The organism is Nitrospira sp. Vd2, from assembly GCF_979581665.1.
This window is the reverse complement of record NZ_CEFZSK010000003.1, coordinates 73103-95260: the sequence shown is the minus strand read 5'-3', so window position 1 is coordinate 95260 and position 22158 is coordinate 73103. Positions and strand designations below refer to the sequence as shown.

Sequence of the window (22158 nt, the reverse complement as noted above, 5' to 3'; positions counted from 1 at the left end):
CCTACTCCACGTACACGTCCGTGTGCAGTTCCTCCCGAGGCGGAAACGGACTGTCCTCGGCAAATTTCACGCAGTCGGCGACGACCGCAGCAATCTCGCGCTCAAGGTGCTTGAAGTCTTCCTCCTTCGCGAGGCCTTTGTCGAGCATGGTCTGCTTGAGCAGGATCAAGGGATCGCGCTTGCGCTCCTCTTCGACTTCTTCCTTCGTGCGGTAATGGCCATGCGCCGGATCGGCCATGGAATGTCCCATGAACCGATAGGTGATGGCCTCGAGGAAATAGGGCCCCTGGCCCTGCCTCACCCGGTCGACAGCGCGACGCGTGACCTCGCGCATCGTCAGGACGTCCATCCCGTCGACCCGTTCGCCTTGGATGCCATACGACCGTCCCGTGTCGAGAATGTCGTCATACATCGCGACGGCGCGATGCACCGGCGTCCCCATCCCGAATCGGTTGTTCTCGCAAATAAAGATCACCGGAAGCTTCCACAGCGCCGCGAGATTGAAGGCTTCATGCGCCTGCCCGCTCGGCAACGCGCCCTCGCCGAAGAAACACAAGACCACCTGGTCGCGCTGCTCGTACTGTGCAGCAAATGCAAGCCCGGTGGCCAGCGGGAGGTGGCCCCCGACGATCGCATAGCCGCCCATGAAATGACGGTCGACGTCGATCAAGTGCATCGAGCCGCCTTTCCCCTTGCAGAGCCCGGTGACCTTCCCGAACAGCTCCGCCATGACTTTTTTGGGATCGGAGCCCTTGGCAAGGCAATGACCGTGATCGCGGTAGGCGGTGATCACATAGTCGTCCGGCCGAATCGCCGCGATGGCGCCGACGGCGACCGCTTCTTCACCGATGTAGAGATGGAGGAAGCCGGCGATCTTGGCGAGGGCGTACATTTCCGCCGACTTCTCCTCGAAGCGGCGGATCAGCAACATCTGCCGGTAGAGGTCGAACAGGTCGTCGCGGTCCATGAGGCATTATGCCCAACGGCGGGAGTGACGACAAGAAGGCGGGAGACCTACAGGGCCGTGGTGAAAATGAAGGCGAGCGAAAAGGAAGGAAGCGCCGTTACAGCAGCACGTGGATGTCGTCGCCTTCCAGCTTGACTTGGTAGGTTTTCACGCACGCCGCCGGATTGTTGAGGGACACGCCGGTCTTCACGTTGAACTGCCATGCGTGCCACGGGCACGTCACCACATCGCCCTCGAGTTCACCTTCGCCCAACGGGCCGCCGCGGTGGACACACGTGTTATCGATCGCATAGTAGGTCCCATCGACGTTGAAGAGCGCGATGGCCTGGCCCTCGACTTCCGCCACGATTCCGGTTCCGGGCTTGACGTCCGCGGCGCAGGCCGCGCGCTTGAATGCTCCCATCGTCTCCTCCTCCGTTGCCGTCAGCCTTTCGGACGTTTGATCTTCTGAAGCAAGCTCTCGATCGTCTTCGGTCGACCCTGCGTCGGTTCAGCGCCCAGTGCGGCCATGACTTTCTTTGCGATCTCTTGAAAAGCCTTGGCCTGCGGCGAGGCCGGATCGGCCACCACAATGGGCAGCCCCGTGTCCCCGCCGGCGCGGATGGCGGGATCGATGGGAATGCGACCCAGAAATGGAATGCCGAGCTTGTCCGCCGCACGTTCGCCGCCGCCCGTCGAGAAGATGTCTTCGCGTTCCCCGCAGTGCTTGCACACGTAATAGCTCATGTTCTCGACGAGGCCGAGCAGCGGGACGTTGACCTTCTGAAACATCATCAGCCCCTTGCGCACGTCATGGAGCGCCACTTCCTGAGGGGTGGTGACGGTAATCGCCCCACGCAAAGGAACGACCTGGGAGATCGTCAGCTGTGCATCGCCGGTGCCGGGTGGCAGATCGACGAGCAAATAGTCGAGTTCGCCCCACACGACATCGCGGAAGAACTGCTGGATCGCCGTGTGGACCATCGGCCCGCGCCACACCACCGCCGTCTCTTCGGGAACGAAGAAGCCCATGGAGATCAACTTCACGCCGTGGCTCTCGGCGGGCTGGATCTTTCCGTCCGTTTGCTCGGGCGGCTTCGTGACGCCCATCATCATCGGGATGTTGGGCCCATAGATGTCGGCATCCATTAATCCGACTTTGCCGCCAAGCTGATGGAGAGCGACGGCCAGGTTCACGGCGACCGTCGACTTGCCGACCCCGCCTTTCCCACTGCTGATCGCAATGACGTGCTGGACGCCTGGAATCAAACGCTCCTGTTGGCCCTGCTCGGCTGCTGCGTCAGCCATGGCTTACTTCTCCTTCATCGCTCGATTGGTCGCCTACCAGAGACGCCCGGTCGCAAGTCGTCGCCGGACCGCTTGGTTCATGATACGTCATGCCTTTCCAGCGAGACAAGCAGACAACGGCGGGAGAGCGCAAAAAAGTCCGGCTAGATCCTGATCGCGCATGCGCCCGCTTCCGGTATCCAGTGCCATGGCCGGAAAAGTCCGTCTGACGGGTGACGGTCGCGTGTCAACCACCGACGGTCGCGCCAAGAACTTACATCTGATCGCGCATGCGCTTCGCTTCCGGTGATCAATCGCCACGACCGGTCGGTACCTGGCGCGTCACTGTCGCTGGTTGATCTGATGACGCCGGTCGCGCCAAGACGTGAAATCAAGTCTCGCGAAGCGACCCCGCTTCCGGCATCCAGTGCCATGGCCGGAAGGTCGGTCTGGCGCGCCACGGTCGCTGGTTGATCTGACGACGACGGTCGCGCCAAGAATTAGGTTTGGTGCCGCTGGAGATTATAGGCCAGGCGCAGCTTGGAGAGGGTGAAGATCAGCCACTTGGACGGATCGAAGTGGTACCACTCAGGGCCATTCCGGTAGTCGCGGAGATACATGTGGTGATAGTTGTGATAGCCCTCGCCGAACGTAATCACCGAGATCCACCAACTGTCCCGGCTGCTGTCGAAGTTGCCGTGGGGCTGCGCGCCCCACAGATGGCAAATCGAATTGATGCAGAACGTGGAGTTGAGCACGAGAAACGTGCGCGCCACGCCGGCGAGCAAGAAGCAACTCACGGCGCCCATCCAACCATTATTGAGATAACCGGCGACGAGCGGTACGGCAAATCCGGACAGCAGGATCGGGACATAGTATCGATGCTGCCACATGATCAGCGGATCCTTGCGCAGCCGGCTTTCATACTTCTCTTCCCGATGCGGCGTATCGACGAACAGCCACCCGCAGTGGCTGTACCAGAACCCTTTCGTCGCATTGTACGGGTCTTCAGGCTGATCGCACTTCGCATGGTGCCGAATGTGATCGGCACACCAGCGTAAGGCCGAGTTTTCCAATGCCCAGCCCCCGGCGATCAGCAGGGCTGCCTTGACCCAGTCTTGGCATTCAAAGCTACGGTGGGCGATGAGACGATGATACCCGACGGTGATCCCGAGCCCTGTCACCACGTATAGGACGCCGAGAAGGACCCAATCGAACGTCGTGAACCCGTAGACGACGCCGAACACCGGGACTCCGACGACAGCCCCCAAGGTGACGGTGAAAAATAGGACGATCGTTATATAATCAATCTTGGTCTCTGTCGCCACTGTCTCCTCCGATGAACGTGTTGCGAATGGCAAAAGCAGGGAAAAAGGCGGTGCCATGTTAGAGGAATGGCATCGACCTTTTCAACTAAAATTTTTCCACCCGCTAAAGTGTATAGTACGAACAGGGGATGGTCTAACCCATTGACGTATGAAGCCTGACATTGCCTCATTCGAACCCGATATTGTCCGTATCGGTCGCGCCTTGGCCGAGCGGGCGGCGGGTCAATCGCCGGCTCTGTTCGAGCGGCGGTGGTGGTCGAATGCGCTACTCGACTGGGCCATGAAGGACGAGACGTTCAAGGTTCGGTTGTTCCGGTTCGTCGACGTGCTGCCGGCGGTCGCGGACGATACGCGCTTGGCCACACTCATCGAAGAATATTTCGGCAACCTCACGGCGCCGGCCGGCGTGGTCCAGTGGGGCATGCGTCTGTTGTCCTCCACGAAACTTGGCGCCCGCATGAGCGCGCCATCAATGCGCCAGCAAATTTTGAACATGGCGAAACTGTTCATTGCCGGCGTGAGCCCCGAGGATGCCGAGCCGGCGCTGGCCGGGATGTGGAAGGAGGGCCGGACCTTCTCTGTGGATCTGCTTGGCGAGGCGTGCGTGGCCGAAACTGAAGCGGACCGGTATCGCGATCAGTGCGTCGCGGCGCTGAACGCCTTGGCGAAAGCGACGGCCACCTGGCCCGCCACGCCGCTGCCCGAGCGCGACCATCTCGGGCCGATTCCGCGCGTCAATCTCTCCGTCAAACTGTCCGCGCTCTATTCACAACTCGATCCAATCGATCCCGAGGGTTCGTACGAGGCGGTCGCCGCGCGGCTGCGTCCATTGCTCGACCTCGGCCGAACCCTGCCCGCGTCGATCACATTCGACATGGAGCAGGCGGAATTCAAGGATCTCGTGCTGTCCATCTTCATGCGAATCCTTACAGAAGAGCCGTACCGGTCCTACCCGTATGCCGGGATTGCACTGCAGGCTTATTTAAAGGAGACGGAGGCGGACCTTGGCCGGTTGTTGGAGTGGGGTCGGGCGCGAGGCAGCCCGATCGGCGTGCGGCTCGTGAAGGGCGCGTACTGGGATTCCGAGATGATCCGCTATCAACAACGGGGCTGGCCCATACCGGTGTTCGAATCGAAAGCGGAAACCGACGCCAGCTACGAGCGATTGTCCCGTCTGCTGCTTGAACACATCGACATCGTCCGGCCGGCGTTCGGCACGCACAACCTTCGGAGCCTGGCTCATGCGGAAGCGGCGGCACAGACGATGGGGGTTCCTCCCGAGGCGTACGAGTACCAAATGATCTACGGCATGGCGGAACCGTTCCAACATGCGGTCGTGGCATCTGGCCGGCGCCTGCGACTCTACACGCCGGTCGGCGAACTGATTCCCGGCATGGCGTACCTCGTTCGTCGGCTGTTGGAGAATACCTCCAACGAATCGTTCCTACGGAAGGAATACTCCGAGCACGAGCCGCTGGAACGTCTGTTGAGTCCACCGCTAGTCGCGTCCGCCGCTCCAAGGCCCGCCGGTCTATCGGATCGGTTCACCAATGAACCGCACACGGACTTCTCCAAGGCGTCGGCACGCGCGGCGATGCAGCAAGCGATTGAGGAGGTACGCCACCGCTTCGGCAAGCGGTTCGCCGTCGACCTCGCCGGCCAACGTGCCTCAGGAGCCGAAGTTCCCTCTCGCAACCCCGGCCGCCCCGATGAAATCATCGGCCGCGTGGCGACAGCCGATCAGGCAGATGCACGGCGCGCGGTGGAGTACGTGCGGGCCGATCAACAGTGGCGCGCCGTTCCCGCCGCTGAGCGCGCGCATCGGCTGATCAAGGCCGCCGGCCTGATGCGGCAACGCCGATTCGAGTTGGCTGCGTGGGAAATTTTCGAGACGGGAAAGCCGTGGCGAGAGGCCGATGCCGACGTCGCCGAGGCGATCGACTTTCTGGAGTACTATGCCCGCGAGATGAAACGGCTTGCCGAACCGAGGCGCCTTGGACATGAGCCGGGCGAACTGAACGAGGTGTTCTACGATCCTCGCGGCACCGCGGTCGTCATCGCCCCGTGGAACTTCCCGCTGGCGATTCCCACCGGCATGGTCTCCGCCGCACTCGTCACGGGCAACAGCGTCCTCTTCAAACCCTCAGAGCGGGCCTCAATCCTCGGCCTGCTGTTGACCGAGCTGTTGTATGAGGCCGGAGTCCCGAAGACGGCGTTACAGGTCTTGCCCGGGGGCCCCGAGATCGGTCGCGCACTCGCCACGCATCCGAACGTCGACCTGATCGCCTTTACGGGCTCGAAGGACGTCGGCTTGGCACTTCTGAAAATCAGCGCCGACGTCCAACCTGGCGACAGGGCGGTCAAACGGGTCATCGCCGAAATGGGAGGAAAGAACGCCATCATCGTGGATGAGACGGCTGACCTGGATGAGGCCGTCCTCGGGGTGGTTCGGTCCTTCACCGGGTATCAAGGGCAGAAGTGCTCCGCTTGCTCCCGGGCGATCGTCCATGAATCAATCTACGACGTCTTTCTCCGCCGGCTCACGGACGCCGTCCTGAGCCTCCGCATCGGCCCGGCCGATGAGCCGGGCACCAGTGTCGGTCCGATGATCGACGCGCGGGCACTGGCGAAAGTGAAGGAGTACATCAAGATCGGCAAACAGGAAGGCCGACTGGTCGTCGGTCGCGAAGTGGATTGTCCGGGCTACTTCGTCGGCCCCGCGATTTTCGCCGATATCGAGCGCAGCCACCGCCTCGCGCAGGAAGAGATTTTCGGACCCGTGCTCGCCGTCATGCGCGCTCGGTCATTCGAAGAGGCACTCGCGCTCGCTAATGACTCGTGCTATGCCCTCACGGGCGGGCTCTATTCGCGCAGCCCCGCGCACATTGACATGGCTCGGCGTTCGTTCGACGTGGGGAACTTGTACATCAACCGGTCCATCACCGGGGCGCTCGTCGCACGGCAGCCCTTCGGCGGACATCGGCTCTCGGGGGTCGGTGCGAAAACCGGAGGCGAGGAGTATCTCTTACAATTCCTGGTGACCCGGGTGGTCAGTGAGAATACGATCCGGCGCGGCTTTGCACCCTCGGAATTTTGAGTTGGGATGAGGTCGTTACGGAACCCGACTCGCCCGAGGATTCGTCGTCATCGATTCCAATTCTTCCGTAATCTCGGTCACCATCCCGCGATCGGATCGTAACGGCGGCAGTTCCTGGCGCTCGACGTATTTGACCAGTCCCACCCCTTTGGCAAACCACGCCGTCATCACGTCGCTGCCGATCACCGAGCGCTTGGCGGCAGACAGCGTGATGCGCATCGTCATCCTCGCTTCGATCCGGATCGCCTCTGGATAGGTCCTGGCCGGGACGGTCACCGGCTCTTTGCCGAGCACCGTCACGATTGCGTGCATGTCGGCCTGCTCGTTCACCTCATCGCCGTCCAAGTCGCTGCCAAAATCCAATCCCTTCCGGTCGAACTGCTGGAACGATGATGGAATATCGATGGGAAAACGGACGATCTGATAGGGAACGAGTTGCTTCTCAATCGAGGTGCCGGGCTCCGAGCCGTAGTACACGATGCCCGCGAGGTCCCGACGGTAGAAGCTGTCCGAGGGCCCATGATTGCCCGGGTTGGTGTCATGAAACACCTTCACCAAAACGCCTCGGACCTTGTCGGTCCCCTTCACCGTGGAAATATTGACGAAGCCCGTTCGGCCAATGGACTGAAGCGGGCCCTCCACGATTTCTCCACGATACCGCCACTGCAGCCCGATGGCGTCGGGAAAGTAATCCTCGGCATTACCGACTCGTTCGATGCCAGGCGGGAGCGCGGGATCCATCGCGTGGACGGAGGCCCCACTCGCGACGGCGACCATCGCGCTTACAATCATTGCGCGCATTACGAGGAGGCTCATACCCTAAAACGGTAACACAAGCGTCCGCAGAGCAGCAAGCAGATTGCCTTGCCAGACAACGTTGTGAATAATACGCAGATGGTCACCAATCATTCCGGCGTTCGTTCGCCGCGCTCGGTCGTACTCGTCACCGGTGGCTCTCGCGGGATCGGACGCGGAATTTCTCTTCAGTTCGGCCGCGCCGGGTGGCGGGTGGGCGTCCACTACCGCGACCGAAAGGACGAAGCGGAACAGACCGCGACTGAGATCATCGCATCCGGCGGCGAGGCTGTCATTTGTCAAGCCGACGTACGGCAGCACCGCGACATGCAGGCGATGATCAACCAATATGCGGAGTCGTCGCACGGCCTGGACGTCTTGGTGTGCAATGCCGGCATCGGGCCGACCCGTCTGTTGGTCCGGCTGCCGCTGGACGAGTGGGCCTCGGTCATTGCGACGAACCTGAGCGGGGTATTTTCCTCTCTCCAAGCAGGCGGGCATTGGATGGCTGCACATGGCGGCGGATCGATCGTGGTCATCGGTTCGTACGCCGGCTTCCAAGGCCAGCGGGGACAAGCCGCGTACGCCGCGTCGAAAGCGGGACTTCTGGGCCTCGTGAAAACGGCCGCGCGGGAGTGGGGTGAGCACAATATCCGGGTCAATCTCGTCTGCCCCGGTTGGCATCCGACGGAACTCGCGGCGTCCGCCCTGCCGGCCGAGTTCGACGACCACGTGTTGCATCGCCCCGCCGACCTGGAGGAGATTGCTCGGTGCATTGTGACGTTGGCGACGGCACGCGACGTGTCCGGACAGGTGTGGAACCTCGATAGCCGGATTCTTCCTTGATCGTGTTCGCTTCTCGTTCGACAGGATACGAGGCATCATGATCGGCTGTTTCGTGACGGGCACCGATACAGCGGTGGGCAAGACGGTCGTGACCGCGGCATTGGCGTATGCCATTCGCGAGCGCGGCCTCTGCGTCGTCGCGCTCAAGCCAATCGAGACCGGCGTCGAGGAGGCCGGCCGGAAATCCGACGTCGACAAACTGCACGCCGTCGCTCCCTGTCATGACATGTCGGGCATCCCTCATTATCGGCTTCGGCTTCCGGTTGCCCCGCTCACGGCCGCCCGCGCCGCGGGCGTCTCGATCGACGTCGATCTCATCGTCGATCGGATCGCTGGTCTGACAGAGACGGATGTTGTGTTGGTCGAAGGCGTGGGTGGGCTACTGGTCCCGCTCACCGAGGGCGCCAATGTCCGGACATTGATAGAACGGCTCGCCTTTCCTGTCGTCGTCGTCGGCCGAGCGGCGTTAGGCGGCGTCAACCACGCGCTGCTGACGCTCGAAGCGCTTCGGCGCACCGGCCGGCCGATCTTGGCTCTCGTTCTGAACACGGCAGGGAAAGTGATGAGGCCGGTCGAGGGTGAACAGGTCGCCTCGACGGTGGATCTCTTGCGCGGGTTCAGCGGCGTGCCGGTCTTGGGTCCTCTCGACCATGATCCGGCTCTCGAGACGGCGTGGCGCCCTGGGATCGAACAGTTGGCGAGGTCGCCCGCTATCGTGGATTTGGCGGATCGTGTACTGAAAGGCGCTGAATGAGGGCGGCGACGGCGGCGGCCGGATCCTGCGCCGTCCAGATGGCGGAGATGACCGCGACGGCGTCCGCACCCGCGGCCATGACATCGGAGGCCCGCTCGACGTCGATCCCCCCGATCGCGACAATCGGTCGCCGAGTCAGCGTCCGGATAGTACGCAATCCCTCGATCCCTACGACGGGATCATGATCCCGCTTCGTCGATGACGGAAAAATAGGGCCAAATCCCAGATAATCGGCATCATTCGGCGCCACACGCACCTGCTCGGCCGTGTGGGTCGAGAGGCCGATCAACTTTGACGGCCCGAGGATCGTCCGCGCATCGCGCACCGGCAGATCATCCTGCCCCAAATGGACGCCATCCGCATCGACCGCCATCGCGATATCGCATCGATCGTTCACAACGAACAAGGCTTTTGCGTCGTCGGCCGCCTGCCGCAACCGCTCGGCGGACCGGTACACGTCACGCGGCGAGGAAACCTTATCACGATATTGAAAGAGTCGAGCCCCGCCGGCCGTCGCCAGACGCAGCGCTTCGACGAGGGAGAACCCGCGAACGACCTGGGGATCGAGGATGACGTACAGCCCGCGCAAGCCGGGCCGAGCGTGAGCGGCCACGTCGTTACTTGTCTGGCGCCGCTTGATTGGCAAGAAGGCGATCGAGGAAGCTCGTCGAGACGCGCCCTTTCATGAATTCCGCATCGTTGAAAATGCGACGGTGCAGGGGAATCGTCGTCTTGATGCCCTCGATGACGAACTCATCCAATGCCCGCCGCATGCGCGCCATCGCTTCTTCGCGGTCTTGGCCGTGGGTGATCAGCTTGGCGATCATCGAATCGTAGTGCGGCACGACGGTGCTGTTGGACTCCATCGCGGAGTCGACTCGCACCCCGATGCCGCCGGGCGGATGATAGCGCGTAATCAGCCCAGGACAGGGCGTGAACTTCTCGGGATCTTCCGCATTGATCCGGCATTCGAAACTGTGGCCGGTCAGGCGAATCTCTTGTTGCCGGAATGGAAGCGGAAGGCCCGCGGCGACACGGATCTGCTCCTTGATGAGGTCGATGCCGGTGATCATTTCGGTCACCGGGTGCTCCACCTGGATCCGCGCATTCACCTCCATGAAATAGAAATTGTGGTCTTTGTCGAGCAGGAATTCCACGGTGCCGGCGTTGCGGTAATGGACCGCCTTGATCGCTTCGACCGCCACCCGGCCGATCTCACGTCGCAATGGCTCATCCACGGCCGGTGACGGCGTCTCCTCCACCAACTTTTGATAGCGCCGCTGAATCGAACAGTCGCGCTCCCCCAAATAGACCGCGCGCCCCCGCTCATCGGCCAGGACCTGGACTTCGATGTGGCGCGGCTCGATGAAGTAGCGTTCGAGATAGACGGCTTCATTGCCAAACGTCGATTTCGCCTCGGTCTGCGCGGCTTGAAACGCCCGAATCAAGTCCTCTTCCTTGTTGACGACGCGCATCCCGCGACCGCCGCCGCCAGCCGATGCCTTGATGATCACCGGAAAGCCGATCTTCTTGGCCGCCTCCAACGCCTCCGCTTCGCTGTGCAACTCTCCGGGACTGCCCGGCATGACCGGAATTCCGCGGCGCATCATGATCTCGCGTGCGCGGGCCTTATCGCCCAGCGCGGCGATATTTTCGGATGTCGGCCCGATGAATGTCAGGCCGATCGATTCGCAGACTTCGGCAAAGTGGGCATTCTCCGAAAGGAACCCGTACCCGGGATGGATGGCTTCCGCACCGGTGATTTCCGCGGCGCTCAGGACGTTCGGAATGTTGCGATAACTCAGACCGTCGTCGGCGGGCCCGACGCAGACGTGCTCGTCGGCCAGGCGGACATGGAGCGAATTGGCATCGACATCGGAGTGAATCGCGACGGTCTGAATGCCGAGTTCTTTACAGGCCCGAATCACGCGGAGGGCGATCTCTCCGCGGTTGGCCACTAAGATCTTCTTGAACACGACGGTCTCCCCGTTGATCGCCGCTTGTCACACTGACGGAATGGGTAGGTCGGTTCGCCTGCACGAGTAACGTGAATGGTCCGCACGGTCAGGTCGTGTGAGCAGGATCGATGAGAAAGAGCGGCTGGCCATACTCGACTGGTTTGGTGCTCTCGGCCAAGATTTTGACCACCCGCCCATCCACTTCGGATTCGATTTCGTTCATCAACTTCATCGCCTCGACGATACAGAGCACTTGGCCCTTCTTCACAAGATCACCTTCCTCGACATAGGGATCGGCATCGGGCGACGGGGACCGGTAAAACGTCCCCACAATGGGAGAGGTAATCGTCACCAGCCCTTCTGTTTGCTCCGGCGACAGCTTGGACGGCTTCTCGGGCGCGGCCGGCTGACCGACTTGTGCCGGCATATCAGAACGGGGAGCTACGGCGGGCGCGGAGACCTCGCGCTTGAGGCGAATCAGAAACTCGCCTTGGGCGAATTCCAACTCGGCGAGATTGTGCTGCTTCAGCAAATCGATGAAGGCTTGGATGGTCCGACTCTGGCCGGCCAAATCATCGGTCCCATCGACCGAACGCGAAGGTGCAGGCGGGGCGGGGCGGAACGGTGGCGGCGAGCGACGGCCCTTCGCCGCACGTTCTCGGCCTTTGGCCTTTCTCACCGGACCCGCTCCACGTATTCGCGCGTGCGCGTATCGATCTTGATCACCTCACCGACTTCCAAATAGAGCGGCACCTTGATGACCGCGCCGGTTTCGACGACGGCCGGCTTGGTTCCACCAGACGCCGTGTCACCTCGTACACCGGGTTCGGCGTCGACGACCTTGAGTTCGATGAAGGTCGGCAACTCCACCGCGAGCGGTCGATGTTCGTAGATGAGAATCTTCGCGACCGTATTCTCTTTCAGGAGATCCGCGTTGTCCCCCAACTGCTTCTTGTCGTACGTGAACTGCTCGAACGTCTCGGTATCCATGAACGTATACGCATCGCCCGAGGCATACAAAAATTGCATTTCGCGCTCTTCGAGATCCGGCTCTTGAAATTTTTCCCCCGAACGAAAGGTCTTGTCCTGCACGCTGCCGGTCTTGTAGCTCTTCAATTTCGTGCGCACGAACGCGCCGCCCTTGCCGGGCTTCACGTGTTGAAACTCGACGATGTAGAAGGGTTCGCCTTCAATGAGCAGCCGCGCGCCATTTCGGAAATCCGCTGTCGAAATCACAAACAGTCCTCCCTGTCCTCGTCAGGATGATGATGCGGTACGAAGATGATCAACGGCCGCGCGCAGCGCTAATAAGTACCCGGCCGGTCCGAAGCCGCTGATTTGCCCCAACGCAACCGGCGCGATGTAGGACCGGTGCCGGAATGCCTCGCGTTTGTAAATGTTGCTGATGTGCACTTCGATGGCCGGCACTTCAACCGCCGCGATCGCATCGCGAATCGCCACGCTGGTATGCGTGTATGCGCCGGGATTGAGAATCACCGCGTCGAACCGATGTCGGGCTTCCTGAATCCACGTGACCAATTCGCCCTCCATGTTCGATTGGCGGATGTCGACCCGCACCCCCAACTCCTTCGCCAAATCCTCGATCGAGGCATCAATCTCTTTCAGCGATGCTTGGCCGTACACGGACTGCTCTCGGGCTCCGAGCAGGTTCAAGTTCGGACCATGGAGTACGAGAATGTTGATCATCCGTAGGAGGAGGACCAGCGGACCGGGGAAGCCACAAAACGGCGCCCATTCTAGCAGGCGGCGGCGGGAACGGTCAAACAGAACCTGGCGAAAGATCGTGATCGGAGAACACGGTCGGCATCACGAACGCGCCTTCTTCTCGCCCAATGCCTTCACGACATCCAGGATCCGATCGGCCAGCTCACGCTTCAGCATCATTGGAATTCGCGTCACGCGTTCTTCGCGATCGATCAGCACGGCAGCGGAGGTTTCGGATCCAAATCCGGAACCCGCTTCGGCGACGTTGTTTCCCACCACCACATCCAATCCTTTTCGCCGGAGCTTCTCGGTGGCATGTTCGATGAGCCGCTCGGTTTCCGCCGCAAAGCCGACGATGCGTTGCGTGGTGCGCCGTTGGACCAGCGAGGCAACGATGTCCTCGGTCGGCTCCAGCTTCAGCTCGTGCCACCGCCCTTCTTGTTTTTTGATCTTCCGGGCTTCCGGTCCGGCGATCTGAAAATCGGCGACCGCCGCCGCCATGATCAGCACCGTGGCCCACGAAAAGCGCGCGTGCAGCGCTTTGGACATCTCTTCGGCGGTCGCGACGGGGATGATCTCGACACCCGCCGGGGGCGCCACGGTCGTCGGGCCGCTGACCACGATGACCTCGGCACCGCGGTCCCGCGCCGCTTCCGCCAGTGCAAAACCCATTTTGCCCGACGAACGATTCGAAATGAACCGTACAGCGTCGATCGGCTCTTGCGTCGGCCCTGCCGAGATCAGGACCCGCTCGCCGGTCAAGTCACGGCGTCGCGCAAGTACCCGCTCGATCGCATCGAGGATCGTCGTCTCCTCGGTGAGGCGCCCCTTGCCCACGCGTCCGGAAGCCAACGGCCCCTCCTCCGGATCCAACACGGTCACACCGCGGCGGCGAAGCGCCTCCACGTTCGCTTGCACGGCCGGATGGTCCCACATCCCGCCATCCATCGCCGGCACAACGATCAACGGACAGCGCGCAGTGAGCACCATCGTGCTCAGCAGATCGTCGGCGAGCCCGGCGGCGTATTTGGCGAGCTGATTCGCACTCGCCGGGGCAACCACCATGACGGAGGCTTGTTCGGGAAGGGACAGATGAAGCATCTGCTCGTGCGCGGCAAAGAGCTCGAGGGCGACGGGATGGCGGGACAAGACCTCGAACGTGAGTGGAGTGATGAATCGGGTCGCCGCCTCCGTCATCACGACGGACACGTCGGCCCCTTCCTGAATCAACGTCCGAAGTAAACTCACCGCTTTGTAGGCGGCGATGCTGCCGCTCACGCCGAGCACAATGCGCAGACCGGCGAATCGCGGCGCAGGCGGTGTCACTTATTCTTCGCCCTCGGATTCGGATTCCGGCGAGGCCTCCCCTTCGGCTTCCTCGACCTTCGGTGAGTCGTCGACGTAGACGCTCAGCTCCTTCTTGATCTCCCGAGCATCTTCACCGAGGGTCGCGGTGGCCGCGGCCATGGCCATCCGTTCGATCTCGCTTTCTCTCACGCGCTTGGCATCCTTCATCGCCTGCCGGGCGTCTTTTCCGACGAGATACTCCAACCGGGCCTGCAGCATCTCCTCGATCGCCATCGTCGTTTCTTTCGTGAACTTCGACGGCATCGTGTGCCTCGCGCCTTGCATCAATTGCTTGGCGCGTTGCGAGGCCGCAATCACCAGACGATGCCGCGAATCGAATGGTTTCACGCTATTCTCTGGCAATAACGACAGCATCTCTACCATAGGGCCTTGCTCCTTCCTTCACTCACTGTGACATCTCGGATGTGCGTGCTTGAGGGTCCTTGTCCCGAATGAAATTCTCTTCCAGCCAATGAAGATCCAACCGTTTGGTCTTGATCCGCTCGGCGAGCACGATCGACTCTAATTCCTTGATCGCCTGCTTCATGTCATCGTTCTTCACGATGTAGTAGTACTCCCGATAGCTCCACAACTCCTCGCGCGCCTTCTGCAACCGGCGATTGATCTCCTCCTGACTGTCACCGCCACGCTGCTGCAGGCGAATACGAAGGGCCTCGATCGACGGTGGCATGATGTAGACGTAGACCGCATCGTCGAACTTTCGCTTGATCTGCATCGCGCCCTGCGAATCGATTTCGAGCAAGACATCGATGCCCTTGTCCATCATCTCGATCAAGGCCGCCCGGGGAGTCCCGTACCGGTGCCCGTACACCGGCGCCCATTCCGCAAACTCGTCGCGATCCACCATCGCCTGGAATTGCGCGTCATCGACGAAATAGTACTCGCGGCCGTGGACCTCACCGGGTCTCGGTTTGCGCGTGGTATAGGAGATTGAATGGCGGAGGTCGGGCACTGTGGCCACGAGCTCTTTACAGAGCGTCGTCTTGCCCGCCCCGGACGGAGCCGACACCACGAACAATAATCCGCGTCGTTCCATGTTGTCGTGACGGTGAGTCGTGAGCGTGAACGCTCAGCTCATCGCTCACCGTCTCAGGAGACCCGGCCTCACTCGATATTCTGCACTTGCTCGCGAATCTTCTCGAGATCGCCCTTCAGTCTGACGACGTGACTCGCGATGGCGGCATCATTTGCCTTCGATCCCAGCGTATTGACTTCCCGCCCCATTTCCTGGAGGAGGAAATCCATCGTCCGGCCAACCGGCTCCCGGCTGTCGAGTGCGCCTTCGAACTGGTCGAGATGCGACCCCACCCGTGTCAACTCCTCGGTGATGTCGGCGCGGTCCGCATAGAGCGCCAACTCTTGGTGCAATCGTGCGGTGTCGAGGTCGGTCGAGCCGAGCAATTTCTCCACGCGGCTCTTCATCCGATCAAAGTTCTGTTGCGCCACCAGCGGCGCCCGCTCCGCCACGACTGACACCACGTTTCGAACGGAGGCGAGGCGGCTCTTCAGGTCCTGAGAAAGCGCGACGCCTTCTCGGCGGCGCATCTCCTCCAATGCGCTGAGCGCTTTGCTCGTCGCCCCCTTGATCCGTTCCGCCAATCGTTGCTCGTCGGCCGCATACTCCACCACCGTAATGATGTCCCGAAATCCCGCCATCGTAGCCAAATCCACTGCCCCGGAGAGTCGCAGCCGTTTCTTCAACTCGCGAAGGAGGCCATGGTACTGTCTTGCCAATTCATGGTCAAGACTCAGACGCTTTGTCGATTCCTTGCTGCCGCTCAACGACACCACTAATTCGATCCGGCCGCGCGCACAGCGCTCCTGCACAGCTTTCTTGAGATCCTCTTCCAACGCCGCGAACGTTCTCGGCAACCGAACCACCACCTCGCAAAATCGATGATTGACCGAGCGCACCTCAGCCGTGACGTGGCCGCCGTCCCACGCTTCTTCCGCCCGCCCGTATCCGGTCATGCTTCTGAGCATCGGCGCTGCTTTCCTTCCCATCGACACTCGTCGTAGATCGCGCACTGATCACACTTCGGCTTGCGCGCCAGACACGTATACCGGCCATGCAACAGGAGTCGTTGGGAGCCGCGCGTCCACCACTCCTTCGGCATCAGTCGTTGCAGGTCTTGCTCGATGACATCGGCCTCATCGGCTCGGGTCAACGCCAGGCGCTGCGCGACACGGGTGACGTGCGTATCGACAACGACTGCGGGCTGACCAAAACACGCGCCAAGGATCACGTTCGCCGTCTTGCGTCCCACGCCGGGCAACGTCACCAACTCCTCCATGGTTCTCGGCACCTGGCCACCGAACCGCTCGACCAACGCCTTGCCGCATCCGACTAAGCTCTTAGCTTTGCTCTTGTAAAACCCGGTCGGCTTGATCATCGCCTCAAGTTCACCCGGATCGGCCTCGGCATATGCAGCGGCGTTCGGGTACCGCCGGAACACCGTGGGTGTGACCTGATTGACCCGTTCGTCGGTGCATTGCGCAGACAGGATCGTGGCAACCAAAAGTTGGAGCGGCGAGACGTAATTGAGCTCGACTCGCGCGTTCGGGATGGCGCGCTCCAGCTTCGCCAGGATCCGCGCGAGCCTCGCTTTCGTCCCCGCCTGGCTCCTCCCAGCAGGCCTTTGTGACACGATACGCATGATCACGATCTCTCGGCTGTCGGTCCTACCGGCTCACCGAGCTGGACCTCGCCTTGCATCTCCATGTGGCGCTCGCGAAGGACGTGATCCAAGTGTGCGACGAGCGGCGGAAGGGTGTCCGGCCGGAGGGCAGAGATCGCCAAAGCACGGTAGCGGCGCCGCAGCATGTCGACGTCCTCTTCGCTCAACCGATCGATCTTGTTCAACACAAGGAGGCGAGGCACATCGTCCAATCCCAAGTCGCTTAGCGTCGTCTCGACCGCCTTGATCTGGCCGTCCAGATCGCGCGCGCTCGCATCGGCGACATGCAACAGGAAGTCGGCATCGAGCAGTTCTTCGAGGGTCGTCCGAAACGCGCCCACCAAGTCTTTGGGCAGGTCCCGGATGAAACCGACGGTATCGGTGATGATCACTTCACGGTCCTCGGGAAACCGCAACCTGCGGCTTGACGTATCGAGCGTTTCAAACGGGCGATTCTGTGCCGGCACATGGCTGTCGGTGAGGGCGTTGAGCAGCGTCGATTTCCCCACATTCGTATAACCGACGATCGAGATGATCGGCAGCATCCGCCTTGATCGACGCGCCCGCCGCTGATCGCGATGCCGCGCAAACGCATGCAACTGGTGCTCGAGGTGCGTGATGCGATCTCGCACGCGGCGCCGATCCGTTTCGAGCTTCGTCTCGCCTGGACCGCGGCCTCCGATGCCCCCGCCCAGACGCGAGAGGGTCGTACTTTTTCCCGCCGTCGCGAGCCTCGGCAGGAGGTACCGAAGCTGCGCGAGTTCGACCTGAATTTTCCCTTCGCGGCTGTGCGCCCGGCGCGCGAAAATGTCGAGAATGAGCTGCGTGCGGTCGATGATCCGCAGATCCGTGATATCGGCGATGGCCCGCACTTGAGCCGGCGTCAAATCCTGATCGAAGATAACCACGTCGGCCCTCCGTTGCAGGGCTTTCATCACAACCTCTTTGAGCTTCCCACTCCCCAAGAGATATTTGGGGTGGATCTCTTTCGGCCGCTGCATGACGGTATCGAGCACGGTCATGCCGTCGGACTTCACCAGCTCGACTAATTCATCGAGGCGCTCCTCTTGCAGCACGCGACTCTTCGTCGACACGCTGACCAAGATGGCCGTCGCCTCTCCCGCCTTGACGGCGTGGCTCGCCGCCTCGCGCGCCAACTCGTCTTCGAGTGCATCGATGAAACCCTGGTAGTCAAGGTGAAATTGATGAAACGGCGTGGCCGGAAAGATTTCGTAGAGCTGTCCTCGAGGATTGGCCGGTACCAGGTGCGCGACATATATCGACGCAGGCAACGTATCCGGTCCTACGCCGATGGCGGCGATGAGATCGAGGCGAAGGAGGGCGAGATCCGTCAAATCATCCTGGGTCAACGGCTCATTGTTGAGATGGGTATGCACGAGCCGGATCCCGCGCAGCGATCGCTGACCGACTCGATACTTCCAGAGATCGTTCAGTACCAATTCGTTGCCATTTCCGACGATGACCTGCTCGATAACACCGCGGCGGTTGATGATCAGCCCGATTTGCGAGCGAATCTCCGCCGATAATTCGGTACAAGTACGCGCCAGCTCGGGCGTGATGACCTTCTCGACCGGAACCCGACGTCGATACAGGTGTTGAAGGCGGAGCAGGTGGCTCGGCTTGAGACCGTGAATGTTTCCCAGGACGGTAGGAATGTTATCCTCGCTGCACCGAAGTAGACCGCTCGTGCTGGCGGGCCGTGCGCGGCAATGGCAAGGAGTCCAGGGTATCGCAGAGCGGCAAATCCGCGTCCGCCTCCAAGTCCCATCCTACGAAACGGCCGTTTCGATACGCTTGCAGGCCGGCGGCGGCGATCATGACCGCGTTGTCTGTACAGAGACCCGGGCGCGGGATGGCGAGCCGAACCCCGAGGCCGTCGGCGCGTTCAGCGAGAAGCGTCCGCAGCCGCGAATTTGCCGATACGCCCCCGACCACCGCCAAAGAGGGCGTGCCGAAGCGCTGAACCGCTCGAAAGGCTTTTTCCACCAGCACCTCAACAATCGCTTCCTGATAGGAAGCCGCAAGGTCGGCGACGCGCCTCGGACGACCGGCACGATCGAGATTGCGCAGGTGATAGAGCAATGCCGTTTTCAGACCGCTAAAGCTAAAGTCAAGGTTGCCTGATTTGATGTAAGCCCGTGGAAATGAGACGGCATTCTCGCATCCATGTTTGGCTTCGCGATCAATGGCCGGTCCGCCCGGATACTCCAACCCCAACATCTTGGCGCCTTTGTCGAAGGCTTCACCCGCCGCATCATCCAACGTCCGTCCCACGAGGCGATACTTGCCTTGTGCTTCAGCGAGAAAGAGATGCGTATGCCCTCCCGACACCACGAGCATCACACAGGGTGTCGGCAAGTCCGGGCATTCCACCCATGCCGATGCCATGTGGCCTTCCAAATGATTGACAGCGACCAGGGGTAGGCCACGGGCGTACGCGATGGCCTTCGCAAACGTGACGCCAACGAGCAGCGCGCCGGCGAGACCGGGACCTCGCGTCACGGCGACGGCATCTAGATCGCTCCATGACACTGAGGCCTTCGCCATCGCATCCGACACGATGCCTTCAATCACCTCGATGTGCCGACGTGCAGCCAATTCGGGCACCACACCGCCGTAACGTTGATGCACATCGTGCTGGGACGACAGGACGCTGGCGCCGACACGGCCGTGGCCGTCAACCACCGCTGCCGCCGTCTCATCACACGACGTTTCGATGCCCAAGATCAGCGGTCTAGCCAACATCATATCGCTATCATACTGGGTGGACGGACGATTTGTCTTAAAGACAAAACGACCCTCGGATGCGCATCCGAGGGTCGTTTCGGTACTCACGAACCGGCGACGGCTTCCGTTATGGTGATCGGTGCAGCCGTCCGGATCTTCACTGCTAGCTACACACCTGCCATGGCTTCCGCTTCCACGAACGTCGGTGCATTGTCCCTCAACACCACCTTGATCTTCCGCACATCCTTGAAGCGACCGCGCAGCAGCTCCTCCGACAACGGGTCACCGATGTTTTTCTGGATGGTCCGGCGCATCGGCCTGGCGCCGTACAACGGTTGATACCCCTCTTGGATCAACCACTGCTTCACGTCCTCGCCGACCTCCAGCTGCACGCCACGATCGAGCAGACGAGCGTTCAGTTCCTTGATCAAGATATCGGTGATGCTGATCAAGTGCTGCTTTTCGAGCGGATGGAAGACGACGATCTCGTCAATACGGTTCAAGAACTCCGGACTAAAGGACCGCCGCAACTCGGCAAGCACGTCATCCTTGATCCGCCGATCCTGATCGCCCTGCTCTCGATGGAAGCCTAGGGACACGCCTTTCTGGATCAGCTTGGTCCCCAAGTTGGAGGTCATGATGATGACCGTGTTCTTGAAGTCGACCTTCCGCCCGAGACTGTCCGTGAGTACGCCGTCATCCAGCACTTGCAGCATGACGTTGAAGATGTCCGGGTGCGCTTTTTCAATTTCATCGAAGAGCACGACTGAATACGGCCGGCGCCGTACACGCTCGGTCAACTGGCCGCCCTCTTCGTAGCCAACGTACCCGGGAGGTGCCCCGAACAGTCGCGAGCTCGTGAATTTTTCCTGGTACTCGGACATGTCGATCCGAATCAGCGCTTCTTCGGTATTGAAGAGGAATTCCGCCAAGGCGCGCGCTAATTCGGTCTTGCCGACACCCGTTGGGCCAAGGAAGATGAACGAGCCGATCGGCTTCTTCGCATCCTTGAGACCGGCACGCGACCGACGGATCGCTCGGCACACCGCCGAGATCGCTTCTTCCTGTCCCACGATTCGTTTGTGGAGGAACTCCTCCATATTGAGGAGCTTGTTCGACTCTTCCTCCTCCAGCTTGAACAAGGGGATCCCCGTCATCTTCGAGACGACGTAGGCGACATCCTCTTTGGTGATGACCGGGCGATTCTTCTCCTGGTTCTTCTTCCATTCCCGCTTGGACTCTTCGAGCAACTTCCGCAGCCGCTCCTCTTCCTCGCGGTACTTCACCGCCTCCTCGAAGTTCTGAAGCGAGATCGCGACTTCCTTCTCGCGCGATACCTTCTTGAGTTCTTGCTCGAGCGCCTTCAGCTCGTTCGGCAGTGCGTACGTCTGAAGCTTTGCCCGTGACCCCGTTTCGTCGATGAGGTCGATAGCCTTATCCGGAAGGAAGCGATCTGTAATGTAGCGGTCGGAAAGTTTGACCGCCTCGACGATCGCCTCTTCGGTGATTTCGACGCCGTGATGCTCTTCATAACGATCACGCAAACCTTGAATGATGCGGATCGTCTCTTCGATGCTCGGCGGCTGCACATAGATCGGCTGGAAGCGCCGTTTCAGCGCGCCATCTTTTTCAATGTGCTTCCGATATTCATCCAGGGTGGTGGCGCCGATGCATTGGATCTCGCCACGCGAGAGCGCCGGCTTGAGCATATTCGAGGCGTCGATCGAACCCTCTGCAGCCCCGGCGCCGACCAGGGTGTGCAGCTCGTCGATAAAGATGATGATGTTGCCAGCCTGGGCGATTTCCTTCATCACGACCTTCAGACGCTCTTCGAACTGGCCGCGGTACTTCGTGCCGGCGACGAGCGAGCCGAGGTCGAGCGCAATGACGCGCCGCGACAGCAGATTGTCGGGCACTTCCGACTGCACGATGCGCTGTGCAAGACCCTCCACGATCGCCGTCTTTCCGACACCGGACTCGCCGATTAACACGGGGTTGTTCTTGGTGCGCCGACTCAGGATCTGGAGCACGCGTTCGATCTCGTCGGCCCGACCAATAACCGGGTCAAGCTGGCCTTCCTGCGCAAGCTGCGTGAGGTCGCGCCCGAACTCATCGAGCGCCGGTGTATTGCTCTTGCGGTCCCGCTCGCGAGGCGCTGACTTCCGAAGAAACGTGACGGTGAGTTGACGCGCTGTCAGCAGATTCGCGCCCAAGCTGCGCAAGATCTTTCCGCCGATCCCTTCTTCTTCCCGCAGCAGACCCAGCAGCAGGTGCTCCCCGCCGATATGGTTGTGGCCAAGGAGCCGCGCCTCCTCGACGCCGTACTCGATCACTTTCTTCACGCGAGGGCTGAACGGGATCTCCCCGAACGTCATCGTGGTCCCGCCGCTCGGCAGATTCCGCTCGATTTCGAGGCGAATCTGCTCGGTGGAGAGGCCCATCTTCTTAATGATCATCAAGGCGATGCCGTCCGTTTCACGGAGAATAGCCAAGACCAGATGTTCGGTGCCGAGATAGTCGTTCTGGTGGCGCTCAGCTTCTTCTCTGGCGAGGATGATGATCTTGCGACCCTTATCCGTGAAGCGTTCGAACATCCTACCTCCTCTGTGGATGCTGCGGTGAGAGAAA

The 22158-nt window shown here is 61.1% G+C and carries 21 protein-coding genes; 3 read left to right on the top strand and 18 right to left on the bottom strand.

The genetic code is table 11. From position 1 onward, the window contains the following. Position 1: 1 nt before the first annotated feature. The 4 genes from pdhA to AC1U7K_RS01950 form a co-directional block, all read right to left on the bottom strand. Positions 2-967 carry a pyruvate dehydrogenase (acetyl-transferring) E1 component subunit alpha gene (gene pdhA / locus AC1U7K_RS01965; RefSeq protein WP_480249117.1) on the bottom strand — a complete coding sequence of 322 codons (966 nt, stop codon included), beginning with the start codon at positions 965-967 and terminating at the stop codon, positions 2-4. Positions 968-1064: 97 nt separating this feature from the next. Beyond that, a complete protein-coding gene (locus AC1U7K_RS01960) occupies positions 1065-1370 on the bottom strand; it encodes a Rieske (2Fe-2S) protein (RefSeq protein WP_480249116.1) in 306 nt (101 codons plus the stop codon). 20 nt (positions 1371-1390) lie between these two features. Continuing rightward, positions 1391-2254, bottom strand: a complete 864-nt coding sequence (locus AC1U7K_RS01955) for an Mrp/NBP35 family ATP-binding protein (RefSeq protein WP_480249115.1) — start codon at positions 2252-2254, stop codon at positions 1391-1393. Between the two features lie 479 nt (positions 2255-2733). Beyond that, positions 2734-3561 carry an acyl-CoA desaturase gene (locus AC1U7K_RS01950; RefSeq protein ID WP_480249114.1) on the bottom strand — a complete coding sequence of 276 codons (828 nt, stop codon included), beginning with the start codon at positions 3559-3561 and terminating at the stop codon, positions 2734-2736. A gap of 148 nt (positions 3562-3709) precedes the next feature. Here AC1U7K_RS01950 and AC1U7K_RS01945 point away from each other — a divergent pair, with 148 nt between their 5' ends. Continuing rightward, positions 3710-6658, top strand: a complete 2949-nt coding sequence (locus tag AC1U7K_RS01945; RefSeq protein WP_480249113.1) for a proline dehydrogenase family protein — start codon at positions 3710-3712, stop codon at positions 6656-6658. A 15-nt stretch (positions 6659-6673) separates the two neighbouring features. Here AC1U7K_RS01945 and AC1U7K_RS01940 read toward each other — a convergent pair whose 3' ends face one another. Next, positions 6674-7459, bottom strand: a complete 786-nt coding sequence (locus tag AC1U7K_RS01940) for a hypothetical protein (RefSeq protein WP_480249112.1) — start codon at positions 7457-7459, stop codon at positions 6674-6676. Positions 7460-7522: 63 nt separating this feature from the next. On the opposite strand from AC1U7K_RS01940, the gene AC1U7K_RS01935 reads away from it, so the two are divergent. Both AC1U7K_RS01935 and bioD read left to right on the top strand, forming a co-directional pair. Further along, on the top strand, positions 7523-8299 hold the full coding sequence (locus AC1U7K_RS01935) for an SDR family NAD(P)-dependent oxidoreductase (protein ID WP_480249111.1): 777 nt from the start codon (positions 7523-7525) through the stop codon (positions 8297-8299). 37 nt (positions 8300-8336) lie between these two features. Then, positions 8337-9053, top strand: coding sequence for a dethiobiotin synthase (bioD, locus tag AC1U7K_RS01930; protein ID WP_480249110.1), 717 nt, complete (start codon positions 8337-8339; stop codon positions 9051-9053). Here bioD and thiE read toward each other — a convergent pair. From thiE to AC1U7K_RS01865, 13 genes are all read right to left on the bottom strand, one after another. Beyond that, the gene (gene thiE / locus AC1U7K_RS01925) at positions 9010-9666 is read right to left on the bottom strand and encodes a thiamine phosphate synthase (protein WP_480249109.1); all 657 of its coding nucleotides are present in this window, start codon (positions 9664-9666) and stop codon (positions 9010-9012) included. The two genes, bioD and thiE, sit on opposite strands and share 44 nt — an antisense overlap. A 4-nt stretch (positions 9667-9670) precedes the next feature. After that, entirely contained in the window at positions 9671-11029 is a 1359-nt protein-coding gene (gene accC / locus AC1U7K_RS01920; protein ID WP_480249108.1) for an acetyl-CoA carboxylase biotin carboxylase subunit, read from the bottom strand. An 88-nt stretch (positions 11030-11117) separates the two neighbouring features. Further along, positions 11118-11582, bottom strand: a complete 465-nt coding sequence (gene accB, locus AC1U7K_RS01915) for an acetyl-CoA carboxylase biotin carboxyl carrier protein (protein WP_480249137.1) — start codon at positions 11580-11582, stop codon at positions 11118-11120. A 104-nt stretch (positions 11583-11686) separates the two neighbouring features. Beyond that, positions 11687-12247 (bottom strand): elongation factor P, encoded by a 561-nt coding sequence (gene efp / locus AC1U7K_RS01910; RefSeq protein ID WP_480249107.1) that lies wholly within the window; start codon positions 12245-12247, stop codon positions 11687-11689. Positions 12248-12268: 21 nt separating this feature from the next. Then, the gene (gene aroQ, locus AC1U7K_RS01905) at positions 12269-12718 is read right to left on the bottom strand and encodes a type II 3-dehydroquinate dehydratase (RefSeq protein WP_480249106.1); all 450 of its coding nucleotides are present in this window, start codon (positions 12716-12718) and stop codon (positions 12269-12271) included. Positions 12719-12838: 120 nt separating this feature from the next. Continuing rightward, the gene (gene coaBC, locus AC1U7K_RS01900; RefSeq protein ID WP_480249105.1) at positions 12839-14062 is read right to left on the bottom strand and encodes a bifunctional phosphopantothenoylcysteine decarboxylase/phosphopantothenate--cysteine ligase CoaBC; all 1224 of its coding nucleotides are present in this window, start codon (positions 14060-14062) and stop codon (positions 12839-12841) included. Then, on the bottom strand, positions 14063-14467 hold the full coding sequence (locus AC1U7K_RS01895) for a DNA-directed RNA polymerase subunit omega (RefSeq protein ID WP_480249104.1): 405 nt from the start codon (positions 14465-14467) through the stop codon (positions 14063-14065). Positions 14468-14489: 22 nt separating this feature from the next. Then, a complete protein-coding gene (gene gmk, locus AC1U7K_RS01890) occupies positions 14490-15140 on the bottom strand; it encodes a guanylate kinase (RefSeq protein ID WP_480249103.1) in 651 nt (216 codons plus the stop codon). Positions 15141-15208: 68 nt separating this feature from the next. Next, positions 15209-16108: a YicC/YloC family endoribonuclease gene (locus AC1U7K_RS01885; protein ID WP_480249102.1), complete on the bottom strand. Its 900-nt coding sequence runs from the start codon at positions 16106-16108 to the stop codon at positions 15209-15211. Next, a complete protein-coding gene (gene nth, locus AC1U7K_RS01880; protein ID WP_480249101.1) occupies positions 16072-16761 on the bottom strand; it encodes an endonuclease III in 690 nt (229 codons plus the stop codon). Before nth ends, AC1U7K_RS01885 begins: the two co-directional genes overlap by 37 nt. 2 nt (positions 16762-16763) lie before the next feature. Then, positions 16764-18242 (bottom strand): GTPase HflX, encoded by a 1479-nt coding sequence (gene hflX / locus AC1U7K_RS01875; protein ID WP_480249100.1) that lies wholly within the window; start codon positions 18240-18242, stop codon positions 16764-16766. A 217-nt stretch (positions 18243-18459) separates the two neighbouring features. After that, positions 18460-19551, bottom strand: a complete 1092-nt coding sequence (gene tsaD, locus AC1U7K_RS01870) for a tRNA (adenosine(37)-N6)-threonylcarbamoyltransferase complex transferase subunit TsaD (protein ID WP_480249099.1) — start codon at positions 19549-19551, stop codon at positions 18460-18462. Positions 19552-19697: 146 nt separating this feature from the next. Continuing rightward, complete coding sequence (locus tag AC1U7K_RS01865; RefSeq protein ID WP_480249098.1) at positions 19698-22124, bottom strand: ATP-dependent Clp protease ATP-binding subunit; 2427 nt, start codon at positions 22122-22124, stop codon at positions 19698-19700. Positions 22125-22158 lie beyond the last annotated feature (34 nt).